This window comes from Polyangium sorediatum, from assembly GCF_029946465.1.
Lineage (GTDB): Bacteria > Myxococcota_A > Polyangia > Polyangiales > Polyangiaceae > Polyangium > Polyangium fumosum.
Genome location: NZ_JARZHI010000040.1, coordinates 16,712 through 30,621 on the forward strand (window position 1 = coordinate 16,712; position 13,910 = coordinate 30,621).

Genomic DNA, 13,910 nt, shown 5'->3' on the forward strand with positions numbered 1-13,910 from the left:
GCCCCCACACGGAGATTTCCACAGGAATGGGGCGGCCCTCGGTCGCTCGGCCGCTTTCGTCGATGCCCGCGCTCGAAACCCTCCCAAAACGTCGTATCCTTTGGCTCGCCGCACTGCTCCTCGGGATCCTCCTCGGGACCTCCCTCGTCGGTGTCCACCTGGATTCGCCGACGATGGACGAGCCGGTCCACCTCGTGCGGGGCCTGTCCTACTGGTGGCTCGGGGATACCCGGCTCGGCTACGCGCACCCGCCGCTCGCGGACGCGCTCCTCGCCCTGCCCGCCGCGCTGCTCGGCGCCCGCGTGGATCTGACCTCGTTTCCAGCGTGGGCCGACGCGGACACGGGCAAGCTGGCCGAGCAATACTTCACGGCGCACTGGGCGGCGGCGCGGGCCGAGCTCGTCGTCGCGCGGCACGTGAACGTGCTCTTTTCGTTCCTGCTCGGGCTTTACGTGTTTCGCTTCGCGCGGCGGCGGGCCGGGGATCACGCGGCCCTCTTCGCGCTCGGGCTTTCTTGCCTGCACCCGACGCTGCTCGCGCACGGCCGGCTCGTCACGACGGATCTGCCGATCGCCCTGGCCACGACGATCGCCGTGGGCGAGGCGGCCGAGCATTTCGAGCGGCCGCGCCTCCGCACGGCGATCACCACCACGCTCGCCGTCGCGGCGGCATTTTGCATCAAATACAGCGCGGCGTTCCTGGTCCCGCTGCTCCTGTCGCTGGGGCTTTTCTTCGCGTGGCGCGGAGGCGCCGACGGAGACGCGCCCACCCGACGCGGCAGGCTCGGGCGCTTCGCCGCGCACGCCGGCGCCGTCACGCTCGCCACGGTCCTCGCCGTCAATGCGGCGTACGGGTTTCAGCGGACCGGCTGGACGGTCGAGCGGATCCTCGCGGAGCCCGAGCCGCAGAGCTACATCTCGAAGCGGGCGGATCAAAAGCTCCTGGAGGAGCGCTCGCCGCTCGCGCGCCTGCCGCGCTGGCTGCCGGTGCCGCTGCCGTACACGTACGTCTTTGGCTTGTCGATGGTCTCGGTGCAGAGCCGCGACGGGCATTCGACGTATTTCCTCGGCATGCGCGCGGGCGGCGGCTGGGCCGGCTATTTCCCGGTGATGCTCGCGATCAAGAACCCGCTCGCCGTGCTCGTCTTGCTCGGCGTCGGGCTCGCCCGCGCGATCCGACGCCGCGCCGCGCCGGATCGCGCGGCGGGAACGATCCTCGCTGCGTGTGGCCTCTTCCTCGCCATCTCCATCGGCTCGAAGATCAACATCGGCGTCCGGCACGTCCTGCCCGTGATGCCCTTTTTCGTCATCGGGGCCGGGATCGTCGCTTCGCGGCTCTGGGAGGAAGGACGGCGGCGGACGCAGATGCTCCTCGCCCTGCTCGGCGCGGGCACCTTCGCCTCGGCGATCGCCTGGGTTCGTCACCCCGTCGGGTATTTTAATGCCCTGACCCTCGGCCCCGTCTTCGGTCCCGTGGTCAGCGTCGTCGGCGAGGACTGGGGGCAGGACATGGCCGACGTCGCCGCCGCCCTGAAAGCCCGGAACCTCGGGCCTGTGTATTACCACCGGTATGGCTGGATGATGGCGCGCGAGCTCGAAGCGAACGGCATCGAATTCGAGCGTTTGCGCTGCGGCGAGCGCCCCGGCCCCGGCGTCGCCGTCGTGCACGCCGTCACCCGCGCCCGCAGCCCCGGCTGCCACCCCGAGCTCTTCGCGAAGGCGCCGCTCCTCGTCGTGAACGGACGCCTCTTCGTGTACGCCCTCGACGCGCCCGAGCGCCCCGCCACGCCCGCGCCCCGGCCCCGCATCCGCCTCGTCCCCCCGCCGAGCGCCGCCTCCCCCGACGACGAGGACTGATCCGCAAGCGTCCGCACGAGATCGCTTGACAGGTCCCTCTCGACCCTGTATCGATATTGAACATCACTTTCATTATCAACGCACCCGACACCCGAGCACGACACCCGAGCACGAACCCCCAGGAGACACGCACCATGTCCTGTCCCGCGAAGGCTTCCCCCTGCGCCCCCGTGACGCTCTCGCGTGGGCCCGTCGCCCGCGTCGACCACTGCCCGCAGTGCAACGTGATCTCGATCCACCTCGGCGCGACGTCGATCCGGCTCGAACCGGCGGCCTACGAGGCTCTCTGGGGCACGCTCTCCCACGCGCTGCGCGTGCTGCGCGGGCTCACCGAGGCGCCCGAAGCCACGCCGACGATGTGGACGTCATCCGGCGGGAGCGCCTAGAAACCAAGGTCGTCCGACATCCGCCGCCCCGTGCCTTTCACGGGCGGCGACGCGGGCGCCGCGGGCGCCGTCGGCTTGCGCTGCGCCGACCACGGGTCTTCGAGATCCACGCTCCGGATCGCAGGTGACGTGGGCATAGGTGACGGGACCGGCGGCGAAGCCGGAGCGGACCCCTCCACCGCTTCGAGCTTCGTCCGCCCATTTTTCACGGTCGCCTTGATCTGCCCCGCGTCGATCATCGCCTGCGCCCGCGCCACGATCGCCTGCGGCGACTCGGCCGCCGCGCGCGCGCGCTCCCGCTCGGTGACGGCCGCCCGCTCGATCCGCTCGATGTTCTGCGCGACCTCTTCCTGCTTGCGCGAGACCGACTCGGCCCGCGCCGTGGCCTCGCGCCCCACCTCGCCGATGACGCCGGCGAGGTAGGAGAGCTGCTGCCCGACGTACATCTGCCGCCCTTCGATCGCCGCGAGCCGCGCCTCGGTCGCGCGCGCTTCCATCCGGAGCTTCTGGACCTCGGCGAGCGCCATGTCGCCCGCGGTGTTGTCCACACACCCGACGCAGGCGAACGACGACGCCCCCGCGAAGGGCACGACGAGGCGAAGGAGAACCGCAGAAAGGTACTTCGAGGCCATGGGCTCCGCGATGCTACCCCGCGCCGAGCGTGCAAGGAAAGGCCTCGTGCAGGCTCCCTCACGGGCCTTCCCTTTACGCCTCGACGCGGGTCGGGCATCCTCGGGGCCGCCGCGCTCCATGGACGCACCCCGGAGCTCGTCCTCGAAACACCCCTTGGAGACCCTCGACCCGGCCCTTTCGAACCTGATCACGCGCCCCCCGGAGCAGAGGCGTATCGGCCCGTTCGTCCTCGTCGAGCAGCTCGGCGCGGGCGGCTACGCGCCCGTCTGGCTCGCGCGCGAGACCTACGGCAAGGCGGAGCTGCGCACCGCGGCCGTCAAGCTGTTCTCGCTCGACGTGAACGCGAACGACAGGAGCCGCATCCTCGAAGAAGCCCGCGCGCTTTGCCGCGTCGAGCACCCGAACGTCGTGCGCTTCTACACGCTCGCCGTGGACGAGCCCGCCGGCGTCATGGGCCTCGCGATGGAGCACGTCGCCGGCCGATCGCTCGAAGATCGGCTCGACGCCGAAGGAACGCTCTCCGTCGACGAGACGTTGCGCGTCGGCGTGGCCATCGCCTCCGCGCTCGCCGCCGTCCACGGCGCAGGCCTCGTCCACCGCGACGTCAAGCCGAGCAACATCGTCGAGGAGGCCGGCGGCGCGTACAAGCTCATCGATTTTGGCATCGCGTCCGCGTCCTCGACCCCTCAGGCCGTCGAGGACGTGATCCCCGCGGGGCCGGACGACGACGCCACGCCCCGCGCGCTCGCCGCCACCGCGCGGATCTCGGGCCGCATCACGGGCACGTACGGCTACATTGATCCCGCCGTCTTCGGCGCCGGCGTGTTGCCCTCGGCCGCGAGTGATCTCTACGCGCTCGGCGTCACGCTCCACCGTTGCCTCTCGGGCGCGCTCCCCGCCGAGCGCCTTGACGGCGACGGCGCGCTCGATCCCGGCGTGCTCACGGGGTACGCGCGGCCGCTTCCCCTCGCCGCGCGCATCGAGGGTGTGCCCCGCGCGCTCGCTGCGCTCATCGATCACCTGCTCGCGCCGCGCCCCGAGGATCGGCCGCCGCGGGCCTCGTGGGTCGCGCACCACTTCGAGCAGATCCGGCGTGATCTCGCGGGCCGCGCGCGCGTCCTGCCCGACGAGGACGAGGGCCCGTTCCGGGGCCTGCGCCGCTTCGAAGCGCGCGATCGCGACGTCTTCTTCGGCCGCACGCCCGAGGTCGCCGCGGCGATCGAGCTCTGCCGCGGCCGTGGCCTCGTCGCGCTCGTTGGTCCCTCGGGCAGCGGCAAATCCAGCCTCGCGCGCGCGGGCCTCCTGCCGGCGCTCGCGGAAGGCGGGATCGTCGGCTGGCCCGACGTATGGGACACGGCCATCGCCGAGCCGGGCCGCGATCCACGCGCCGCGATCGCCGCCGCGCTCGGGCCCTTCCTCCCCAACGCTGCCACGCTCGCGCCCGGCCCTCTCTGCGAGGCCATGGCCCGCCGCGCGAGCGAGGAGGAGCGCGGCCTCGTGCTCTTCGTTGATCAACTCGAAGAGCTCGTCACCACCTCCTCGGGCGAAAGCCGCGAGGAAGCGGCGGCCCTGCTCGTCCGCATCGGCGCGCAGCCCTTGCCCGGCGTGCGCGTCATCGTCGCGGCGCGTAGTGATCTCTTGCATCTGCTCCTCGCGATGGGGGATCTCGGCAACACGATGGCGCGTGGCCTCTGCCGCGTGGAGCCGCTCTCCCCGACGTACTGGCGCGAGAGCGTGGAGCGCGCGCTCGCGTCGTACGGCTACGCGCTCGAAGACGCGGCGCTCGCCGAGGAGCTCTTCGCGGGCATCGACGCGACGGCGGGCGCGATGCCGCTCGTCGAGTTTGCGCTGACCGAGCTCTGGGGCGCGCGTGACAAGGAGAAGAAGCTGCTCTTGCGGTCGGCGCTCACGGCCGTGGGCGGCGTCGAGGGCGCGCTCGAGCGGCACGCCGAGGCCGTGCTCGCGTCGCTGGAGCAGGCCGAGGAAGGCTCGATCGAGGCAACACGCGCCGTGCTCCTCGCGCTCACGACGGCCGAGGGGACGCGGCGCGTGATGAGCGTGGACGAGCTCGCGGCGATCGCGGGCCCGCGGGCGCGCCGCGTGATCGACGTGCTTGGCCAGGCGCGGCTCGTGGTGCCGGCCGAGGGGCCCGAGGCTTCCGTCACGCTCGCACACGAAGCGCTGCTCTCGCGCTGGGAGCGGCTCGCGTCGTGGATCGCCGAGGCGAAGGGCGATCGCATGCTCGCCGAGGAAATCGAGCGCGACGCCGCGCGCTTCTCCCGCGACGCCGAAAGCGTGACGCTCTGGCGAGGACGGCGCCTCGAGTTCGCGAAGGAACTCCTCCGGAAACACTCGGTCCGTTTGTCGGCGGCCGCCGAACGCTTCATCCACACGAGCGCGCGTGTCTCCCGGCGCGGCACCGTGCTCGCGGCGACCGCGGGGGCCATCGTCGCGGCGTCCGTCGTCGTCGGCGGGCTCGGGTACGTGCGGGCCGTGCGCGCCGAGGAGCGGGCGGCCCAGGAGAAGCTCGAACGCGAGCAGAAGGAGCGCGCCGAGGCCGAGCGAAACGACAAGGAAAAGGCAAACCTCCTCGAAGAGGTCCGCGCGACGGCCGAGCTCAACAAGGACCTCGAAGAACGCATCCGCAAGACCCTCTCCGGCCCCACGCAGCCCGACCCTGCCGCCTCGGCCTCCACGTCCCCCACGCCCGGCGCGCCCCAACCTGTCCTCGCGATCATGGCGCCGGGCGCGCATCCGATCCCGAAGGGGGGCTCCCCCGCGGCCGCGGCCCCCACGTCGACCACGGTCCCCGCGAGCACGCCCGCGCCCCCGGAGAACGCCACGCCCACGCCGACGGGCGCCGCGGCCCCGACAGCAGCGCCGGCCGATGCGAAGGGCCCCGTGACGAAACCGGACGACGAATTCTAGTGAAACGCGCCTCCCGACACGCCCTCGGCATCGGCCTCGCCGTGCTCACCTCTGCCGCTGCGGTAAGCCTCGCGCCCCCGGCGTCCGCCTGCGGCCCCTACCCCCCGCCGCGCGTCCTCTCGCCTGCGGACAAGGCCCAGGCGCAAAAGCTCTTCCAGGAGGGCCGCGCGCTCGAAGGCGAAGGCAAGCTCGAACGAGCGCTCGACCGCTACCTCGCCTCCCGCGACCTCTTCCCGCGCAAATCGAACACGAAAAACGCCGCCGTTTGCCTGGACAAGCTCGGCCGCGCCGCCGAGGCGATCCCCCTCTACGAAGAGGTGCTCGATCGATTCCGCAGCGAGCTCACGCCCGAGGAGCAAAAGGCGCTCATCGACGACGTCCGGCGCCTGCGCGAGCTCGTCGCCACGCTCCACGTCGTCGACGGGCAAGGCTCCCTCTTCATCGACGGCAAAGACCTCGGCGCCCTGCCGCGCCCCTGCCCGCTCTACCTGCCCGCCGGCCGCCACACCGTGCGCGTCAACCGGCGGGCCGTGCTCCTCGATCACGACCTGCCGGCCGGCGAATCCCTCCGCATCGTCGTCGGCGCCGAACAGCCGCCCCCGACCCCGGCGCGCTCCGAGGGCTGGTTTGCCCAGGCCTTCGGCGGCCCCGCGCTCGGCAGCTCCATGGATAGCAATGCCGAGCGCGACGCGCAAAACGCCTGCTCGAACCATTGCCCCTTCGCGAGTGGCTTCCTCACGGGCGCGCGCGGCGGCTACATCACGGCGAACAACGTCTCCGTCGAGCTCTTCACCGGCTTTTTTTCGGTGGAATCGACCTTCGAGCGCACGATCACGCGGGACGTCCCCGTCAGCGACGGCCTCTCGACCGTCACGTACACCCTCTCGCACGACCTCTCCCTGCGCGGCCCGTTCATGGGGCCGGCCGTCGGGTATCGAGTCGACCTCGGGCCGCGGTGGACCGCCCTCTTCCGCGGCTCGCTCGGCCTCGTCGCCGCGCAATCGTCCGATCCGGTGAGCGGCGTCGGCCGCGACGATCGTGGCCACGCCTCCCCGCTCCTGTTCTCCGGCACGAGCACCGTCCTCCGCTCGGCGCCGACGTTCTTCATGCCGGAGCTCGGCATCGAGGCGAAGATCGGCGGCGTCCGCGTGGGGTTGTCCCTCGGCTACGTGCTTTTCCTGGCGCAGGGAAATGTCTTCAATGGCCGCGCCTTCGACGCGCAGGCCGCGTGCCCCCCGACCGGCGACGACGCCGTCGCCTGCGCGCCGGAGACCCCGGCCGACGTGTCCGGCCAGGGCCTGCAGACCGCGCACGGCCTCATGCAGCTCTGGATCCCTCAGCTCACCTTCGGCTTCTTGCCCTGATCGCCGCGGCGATCCCGACGAGCACGAAGAGCCACGCGCCCCGGCCCTCCGCCTCCCCGCCGCGCGCCTTGCACGAATACGCCGGCGGCGGGCCGTCCGCGATCATCACCGCCCCGCAGAAGCGGTCGGTCTTGCAGACGAGGCTCGCGGGGCAATCGCGGTCCGACGTGCAACGCTCGTAGCACTGCGAGCGACGACAAACCCCTTCCCCTTCGTCGCCACACTCCGTCCCCTCGCCCTCGCATTGATCGGGGAGCTGCACGCAGTAGCCCTCGCCGCTGCATGTGTAGGAATGCTCGTCCCGCTGGGGTGGGTTGCACTCATCGACCCCGGGCACCTGGCTGCACTTGCACTTGCCGCCCAGGCACACCCCGCTCGGGCAATCCTTGTCCTTCTCGCAGTACGGCGGGACCGGCAGGCACTCCTTGTCCGGGCAGATGTAGCCGCAGAGGCAGAACTGCGTCGGTTTGTTCGGGCAACGCGGCATCTCGCCGCAGATGCCCCCGCTCCCGCCCGCCCCGCCGGCCGGAGGCGTCTCGGGCCGCAACGAAACCCACGGCTCATCCAGGCCGCCGGCGCCGTCCCCGTAGGCGCCGAGCAGCGTCACGAGGCAAAAGAGCCCGAGGATCATCCGATGGGAGGAGCGACGTGGTGCTGCCATCCTGCGCCCCCGGCTACCTCTTCCTTGGCCGCGGCAGATCGTACTCTTCGAGCCGGGACACGAGCGTCCGCCGCGAGATCCCCAGCATCTCGGCCGCGCGGGTCTGGTTGTGGGCGCACTTCTCCAGCGCGTCGAGGATCCGCTGCCGCTCGTCGAGCTGCTTCTGCGCCTCGCGCACGTCGTCCTCCGAGATCGGCTGCGTCGCCGAGCGCCCTTCCCGGCCCTGCGCGGGCGGCGGCCCCGACGGCTGCGCGATCCGCATCCGCGGCGGCAGGTGCTCGGGCAGCACGGTATCGCCGGCGCAGAGCACCGCGGCCCGCTCCATCGCGTTCTTCAGCTCGCGCACGTTGCCCGGGAACGCGTGCCGTTCGAGCAGCTCCCGCGCCTCCTTCGCGAGGGTCGGCGTGCCCTTGCGCTCGAGCTTCTTCCACGCGTCTTCGAGGAAAAACGACGCGAGCTTCCCGAGCTCCGCCTTCCGCTCGCGCAGCGGCGGCACGACGAACGTGATCCCGTTCAGCCGGTAGAAGAGATCCTGCCGGAACGCTCCCCGCAGCGCCTCGGCCTCCAGATCCCGGTTCGTGGCCGCGATGAACCGCACGTCCACAGGCTTGGGCGCGACCGCGCCGATCCGCAGCACTGCGCGATCTTCGAGCACGCGCAGGAGCTTGACCTGCACCGACGGCGAGAGCTCGCCGATCTCGTCGAGCAGCACGGTCCCCCCGTCGGCGGCCTCGAAGAGCCCCTTCTTGTCCTCGGTCGCGCCGGTGAACGAGCCCTTCTTGTGCCCGAACAGCTCGCTCTCGAGCAGCGTCTCGCTGAGCGCGGCGCAGTGCACGGCCACGAACGGCTTCGCCCGCCGCGGCGAGGCCTCGTGGATGGCCCGCGCGAGGATCTCCTTCCCCACGCCGGTCTCGCCGAGCAAGAGCACGTTGAACGGGGATCCCGCGGCCCTGCGCGCTTCCTCGTGCAGCGCGCGCATCCCGGGGTCCTCCACGATCACGCGCCCCGCGGCGCCCTTGCGCCCCTCGTCGACCGCCTTCGGCCCTTCCTCGTGCCGCGCGCGCCGGACGACGGCGATGACCGAGCCGAGCACGATACAATCCCCGAGCTCGACATCAAACGTCTCGCCCGGCGCGCGATGCACCCGGCGTGTCTCGACGGCGCTGCCTTTGTCCTCGCTCGTGCGCACGAACGTGCCGTTCGCGCTGCCCTTGTCCTCGATGCGAAGCACGGGCCCGACGTGGAGCACGGCGTGCCGGCGCGAGACGGACGCGTCGTCGATGCGCACGTCGTTGCCTTCGCCGCGCCCGATGGTGACGCTGCCCGCAGCCGGCAGGACGGTGGCCGCGGCCTCGTCTCCCGCGGCGTACACCACGAGCTCGAGCGCCCCTCGTTGCTCCTCCCGATCCGCCTGACCCATCCTGTCGTGATCTCCGAGGTCGAGGGTACGGGAAAACGAAGGCCGGAGGAAGCGATGCGTCAGGGGGGGTGCGGACGGGCCTGCTCCCGAGTCCAGACCATGCGCCCTCACGTGCCGCGCGGAAAAAGATGACCAGGGATGGAAGGTACATCGACGCCATCAGCCGCCACCGGTGACCCTGCGAAGGTCAAGCGAAGGTTCGAGGCCGCACGGAAGATCGTCAAAGAGGCGAAGCCGTGATCGTTTGCCGTACTGCTCAAAGGGGGATTCGGAGCTGAACGCGATCGGGCAGTGGCGGCGCTTCCTGGGTTTTCTCAATGATGACGATGCCCGCCTTCTCCAGGCGAAGCAATGCCGGCACGAGTGTACGGGAAACCGACATGTCGCACAGAATGTCACGCAATCGCGCAAACGAGACGAATCCATCGGCATCCGGCCGCATACGCGAGAGCGCGAAGTGGGCAAGCCCCTCGGCATACGCATCGCTGCCGAGCTTGCGGAGGGCCGATGCGTAGTTTGCCACGTAGACGGCGGCGCGCTGGTAGGTCGGGGGCGCGCGCATGATTTCAAGCAAGAGCACCTCGCCGCGCTCGTCGTGACGGATGGCGCCCGCGGAGACCCACGTTGCCCTCACGGATCGCGGCGGCGGAAGCTGTGGGAGGCGATCCGAAAGACGCGCTCTACGAACGCGCTCGCGCCAGTCGCGTAGCACGGCACCCGCGAAAGCACAGGCGCGGCTCCACGCGGACGGAGTATCCGCGATTGTGTCGTGCGGCGGCTCGGAATGCGCGACGGAGACACACGTTCCGCTCACCGGGGGCAGGAACGCCGGGCGGCTCATGACAGCCGTTTCGGCGTCATCGTCATCGATATGCGGTGCGACGCTCATCGGTTCCCTCCAAGAAGTCACCGACCCGAGGCGGCTGCGTCGCGTGGGGCGTGCGCGTAGGGGAAACGCCGCGCGGCGCAACCGGCTCGGATCGGTGACGAACGACCGGCAGGAGAGGACGATGGAGGCGAGAGGTGCTGCCCAGAATGCACGCGCCCCCATCGCCCTCTCCTGCCGGTCGTGGAACCCGCCCGAAGCCGAACACGGCGCCTTTTCGTTTTACGAGGCCAGGAGGACCGCGTTCGGCTCGGGCAGGAGGGGGCGACGCTCTGCGCCGTGCGCCGCGGGCTCGCCGTAGGGGTCAACCTCGCGAGGCCGCCGAGAGCGACGTGTCACATCGCCCCCTCACCTACGCTCTTGCCCGGACACGGCAAACGGTCACCGGATTTTTTACTCGGCGAATTCGAACGGCGCGAGGCAGCAGAACGTCACGGCGTCGGCAGGGTCTTCCGAGGCCGCGCCCGTGGGCTCCCCGCCCGTCGCGAGGCAGAGGCCGGGGATGTAGGCGAGGTCCGTGATGGCTTTGCTCCCGAGGGCTTGCCCGGGTGGCGACACGTGGACGCACTGATCGATGAACGACGACAATCCGACCGTGTCCGCCTCCAACGAGCACATCCCATCGCTATAGTGGCGCATCTTCGCGGCACACCCGCTCCCGACCGGGTTCCCGCCGCACGCGCACGCCGTACAACCGCGCGTGTCGACCGGCAACTCCCCGTAGAGGTAGATGGGGTCATATCGGTCGTAGTTGCCGGGGCACGTAGCGTGTATCCCCCGGAGCGCGACGCACTGGAGAAACGGATACGGCAGGTCGTACATGCAGCGGTGCGTGGACGTCTTGCACGTGCCCTCGCGCTCCTTCGCCTCGCAGGCGAGGCCCACCCATAGCCAATCCGTGGCCTTGGTGAATGCGGCCGGCTTCGTGATCGCCGGGCACGCCTCGCTCGTCGGGCCGGGGAGCGGAGAGGCATAGACGGACTGCGCGCAAAACTCGCCGCCGCAATCAGCCCCCGCCGGCAGGGCGTTCGTGCTCGTGCACGAGCCGTCCCAGCCGGCGGGTCCCCCGAAAGGGAGCGCGGGGGCTCCGTTCTCCGCGCAGGTGCCAGCGCGGACCTCGATCGTCTCGGGGAGCTTGGTGCACGAGCCTTCCGAGGCCGGGCACGAGCACTCGCACGCCGCGGGGGGCGCGTCGAGGTACGCGTAGCGTCTGTACTTCTCGAACAGCTCCACCTCGTCGCCGTAGCCGCTCAGCTTGCGCGCTTCGTCGCAGTTCGCAGGCGCGAGCTCCCGCGGCCCGTACCAGAGAAGCATCGGCGTGCGTGGCCAGTCCCCGGCTGACGCGCTGCTCGGCTCGGGGACGCAGCGGCCGGTGCACGTGGCGGCTTCCTGCTCCGACTCGGGGGGGTCGTCACTCGCGGCGGATGCGTCACTCGCATCGGTGCCGGCGTCGAGCTGCGTGAGGCAGAACTCGTCAGGGAAGGGCGCGTTCGGATCGCACTGGTTGTAGACGAAGGCCGGCGGCGCAGTGCATGCAGTCGCAAGAGCAGCGATCGATCCGTGAAGGAACCACAGCGTCTTCTGCATGTTCAGAACTCCCACGTTCCCATGAGTTGCACACTCACCATCAAGGGTGGCGTCTCCGAGAGCACGCGGTCGCCCACGCCCACCTTTATGCCACGGGACAAACCAAGCACATCCACCGCGCCCTGTACAGCAAAGGAGCGCGCGGGGACAAACTTGGCCCCGAACCGTCCGCCGCCGCCAGGCATGACGACACTATCGGAGCGAGCGAGGAACACCTCGCTGGACCAGTCGATCTTGATCACGCCCACATGCCCGATCACGCACCCGAAGGCCCAGCGGTAGTGTCCGCACGCGCTCGCGATGCCGCCGGCCGTCATCGCGCTGATTGGCAGTCCACCGATCCCCGCCGTCAACCACGCCGCGCGCCCCTCCAGCCCGAGCGACACGTACTCATTCGGCCGAAAGCTCCCTCCCGCCACGACGCCCACCGCCGGCATCCACGACGCGACCCCGAACACGACGACCGGCCCCGCGCCGATCGACCAGCGCGTAGGCGCAGGCCTCTCCATCAGCTTCGGATCCTCGTACCCGAACGGATCCTCCTGCTTCGTGAACGTCGGTGCATCGGACGCGGCATGCCCGAGATCGCTCATCGTCTCTACCGGCGGCGCACTCTTCTCTCGCGTGAGGAGCTGCAACTCCCGCTCGTCCTCGAACAGCGGACGCGGCTTCAATGTCAGCTCGATCCGGAGGTCCTTCCGCGGGACGACGCGGAACATCCGCGCATCGTCGCTATACCCATCCATGCCCGCGCGCAGCTCGTGCTCGCCCGCGAGGACGAACATCGAGAATGCGGACAACCCCGCCTTGTTCCTCGGGTCCCCGTCCAGCGTGATCCGCGCGCCCGCATGGGAGATCACGACATCGACCCACGCGCCTCGGGCGCGCACGGCCTCATATGCGTTGAAAAACGTCTGCCGCTCCGCGCTCGTCGTGTTCGCGCGCTTCAACGCGTCGTGCAGCAGCTCCGCGGCCTGCGCCGGCCGATCGCGGACCATCAGCACGCCCAGCCGCCCCTCGACGACCGGATCGCGCCGCATCTTCATCGCTGCCGCGTAGGACATCGCGGCCTCGGAAAAACGCCCGCTGGCGCGCTCGCGATCTCCCTTGGCGACGAGCGCGGCGAACTCGCTCTCCCGCGCGGCTTCGTCGATCGCCTCCGGGGCAACCGGGTGCAAATCCTCGGCCCACGCGGGCGATGTGGACACGACGACGAGCAGGATTGAAGCGAGACGGGCGCGCACGCCCTACGGATATGTCATCCAACGGCGGGCGAAAAGCGGCTACCGCGCGTCGACGAGAAAGCCCTCCTCGATGTCCACGTCCACCTCGACGCGCTGCTCTTGCGGTGGGTTTGACCGCGGCGCGGGCGCGGGCGTCGGTTCGCTCGGCGGCGGGGCGCCCGGAGGCTGGATCGTGGGTTCGTCGAGGGCGGCCTCGGTCGTGATCGAGAGCTTCGTGGCGCACGCGGAGACCTCACGCGCGACGCCGACGTACGCGGCCCGGGGCGCTTCATCGCGCGGAGATGGGAGCATGAGCAAGGCCGCCATGAGCACGCTCGCCACGTGACCCAGCATGGGCGCGAACCGCTGCACGAGGGAGGTAACCGGCCCACTCGGCGGGATCGGGGGCACGACGCTGTGGTACGCGTCGCGGAACTCGTGCATCTCCCTTTGGAGGTATTTGCGTACGCGGAACGCGCGCATCTTCACGGCATCCTTCGAGATTCCGAGCACCTTGCGCGCTTCGTCGAGCGTGTGCTCTTCGAGGTAGACGAGGAAGAACACCTCGAACAGGACGTCGGGCATCGTGTCAACTGCCGCGTAGAGGCGCTCTCGCGCCTCGCGGAGTTGCGCGCTCACGTCGGGGGCGAGGCCGGGCGCAACGGCTTCCACCGTGTCCTCCGGCTCCGTCACGATCACCTGGCTGCGACGACGCAGCGTCCGCCGATGGCGCCGGTACACGTTGTTCGCGATGCCCATCGTCCAGCGCCGCAGCTCCCCGTCGGAGCGGTATGTGTGCAGGCTGCGGACGCCGCGGATCAGCGTATTCTGCGCGAGATCATCGGCGTCGGCGTGCCCGCAGCGGAGGCGCGCGAATCGCTGGACGAGGTCCGGGCGGAGAGCGAGGAGGTCGGTGAGAGGATCAGGTTGGTTCAGCTTCTTCCCCACACGCGCTTCTTGCCCGCA

11 protein-coding genes are annotated in these 13,910 nt (G+C 70.5%); 4 read left to right on the plus strand and 7 right to left on the minus strand.

Going from position 1 to position 13,910, the window contains the following annotated elements:
- Positions 1-62 precede the first annotated feature (62 nt).
- Entirely contained in the window at positions 63-1,856 is a 1,794-nt protein-coding gene (locus QHF89_RS32585; protein WP_284721205.1) for an ArnT family glycosyltransferase, read from the plus strand.
- A 170-nt stretch (positions 1,857-2,026) separates the two neighbouring features.
- Complete coding sequence (locus QHF89_RS32590) at positions 2,027-2,242, plus strand: hypothetical protein (protein WP_136930021.1); 216 nt, start codon at positions 2,027-2,029, stop codon at positions 2,240-2,242.
- Here the strand turns inward: QHF89_RS32590 and QHF89_RS32595 are convergent.
- Positions 2,239-2,874 (minus strand): hypothetical protein, encoded by a 636-nt coding sequence (locus QHF89_RS32595; protein ID WP_284721206.1) that lies wholly within the window; start codon positions 2,872-2,874, stop codon positions 2,239-2,241. The genes QHF89_RS32590 and QHF89_RS32595 overlap by 4 nt on opposite strands.
- Before the next feature lie 154 nt (positions 2,875-3,028).
- On the opposite strand from QHF89_RS32595, the gene QHF89_RS32600 reads away from it, so the two are divergent.
- On the plus strand, positions 3,029-5,803 hold the full coding sequence (locus QHF89_RS32600) for an nSTAND1 domain-containing NTPase (protein WP_284721207.1): 2,775 nt from the start codon (positions 3,029-3,031) through the stop codon (positions 5,801-5,803).
- Positions 5,803-7,167, plus strand: coding sequence for a tetratricopeptide repeat protein (locus QHF89_RS32605; RefSeq protein ID WP_136971273.1), 1,365 nt, complete (start codon positions 5,803-5,805; stop codon positions 7,165-7,167). The genes QHF89_RS32600 and QHF89_RS32605 overlap by 1 nt, the downstream gene beginning before the upstream one ends.
- Here the strand turns inward: QHF89_RS32605 and QHF89_RS32610 are convergent.
- From QHF89_RS32610 to QHF89_RS32635, 6 genes are all read right to left on the minus strand, one after another.
- Complete coding sequence (locus tag QHF89_RS32610) at positions 7,145-7,798, minus strand: hypothetical protein (RefSeq protein ID WP_284721208.1); 654 nt, start codon at positions 7,796-7,798, stop codon at positions 7,145-7,147. The genes QHF89_RS32605 and QHF89_RS32610 overlap by 23 nt on opposite strands.
- 43 nt (positions 7,799-7,841) lie before the next feature.
- A complete protein-coding gene (locus tag QHF89_RS32615) occupies positions 7,842-9,248 on the minus strand; it encodes a sigma 54-interacting transcriptional regulator (protein WP_136971275.1) in 1,407 nt (468 codons plus the stop codon).
- A 256-nt stretch (positions 9,249-9,504) separates the two neighbouring features.
- Complete coding sequence (locus tag QHF89_RS32620) at positions 9,505-10,137, minus strand: hypothetical protein (RefSeq protein WP_136971276.1); 633 nt, start codon at positions 10,135-10,137, stop codon at positions 9,505-9,507.
- A 390-nt stretch (positions 10,138-10,527) separates the two neighbouring features.
- A complete protein-coding gene (locus QHF89_RS32625) occupies positions 10,528-11,721 on the minus strand; it encodes a hypothetical protein (RefSeq protein ID WP_136971277.1) in 1,194 nt (397 codons plus the stop codon).
- 2 nt (positions 11,722-11,723) lie between these two features.
- Complete coding sequence (locus QHF89_RS32630; protein ID WP_136971278.1) at positions 11,724-12,965, minus strand: hypothetical protein; 1,242 nt, start codon at positions 12,963-12,965, stop codon at positions 11,724-11,726.
- A 39-nt stretch (positions 12,966-13,004) separates the two neighbouring features.
- Positions 13,005-13,892, minus strand: a complete 888-nt coding sequence (locus tag QHF89_RS32635; RefSeq protein WP_284721209.1) for an RNA polymerase sigma factor — start codon at positions 13,890-13,892, stop codon at positions 13,005-13,007.
- Between the last annotated feature and the right edge of the window lie 18 nt (positions 13,893-13,910).

What these genes read in the sequence shown, in the direction of transcription:
- QHF89_RS32585 (WP_284721205.1), top strand. Translation starts at nt 63, where the DNA reads ATGCCCGCGCTCGAAACCCTCCCAAAACGTCGTATCCTTTGGCTCGCC.
- QHF89_RS32625 (WP_136971277.1), bottom strand. Translation starts at nt 11,721, where the DNA reads ATGCAGAAGACGCTGTGGTTCCTTCACGGATCGATCGCTGCTCTTGCG.
- QHF89_RS32620 (WP_136971276.1), bottom strand. Translation starts at nt 10,137, where the DNA reads ATGAGCGTCGCACCGCATATCGATGACGATGACGCCGAAACGGCTGTC.
- QHF89_RS32610 (WP_284721208.1), bottom strand. Translation starts at nt 7,798, where the DNA reads ATGATCCTCGGGCTCTTTTGCCTCGTGACGCTGCTCGGCGCCTACGGG.
- QHF89_RS32615 (WP_136971275.1), bottom strand. Translation starts at nt 9,248, where the DNA reads ATGGGTCAGGCGGATCGGGAGGAGCAACGAGGGGCGCTCGAGCTCGTG.
- QHF89_RS32595 (WP_284721206.1), bottom strand. Translation starts at nt 2,874, where the DNA reads ATGGCCTCGAAGTACCTTTCTGCGGTTCTCCTTCGCCTCGTCGTGCCC.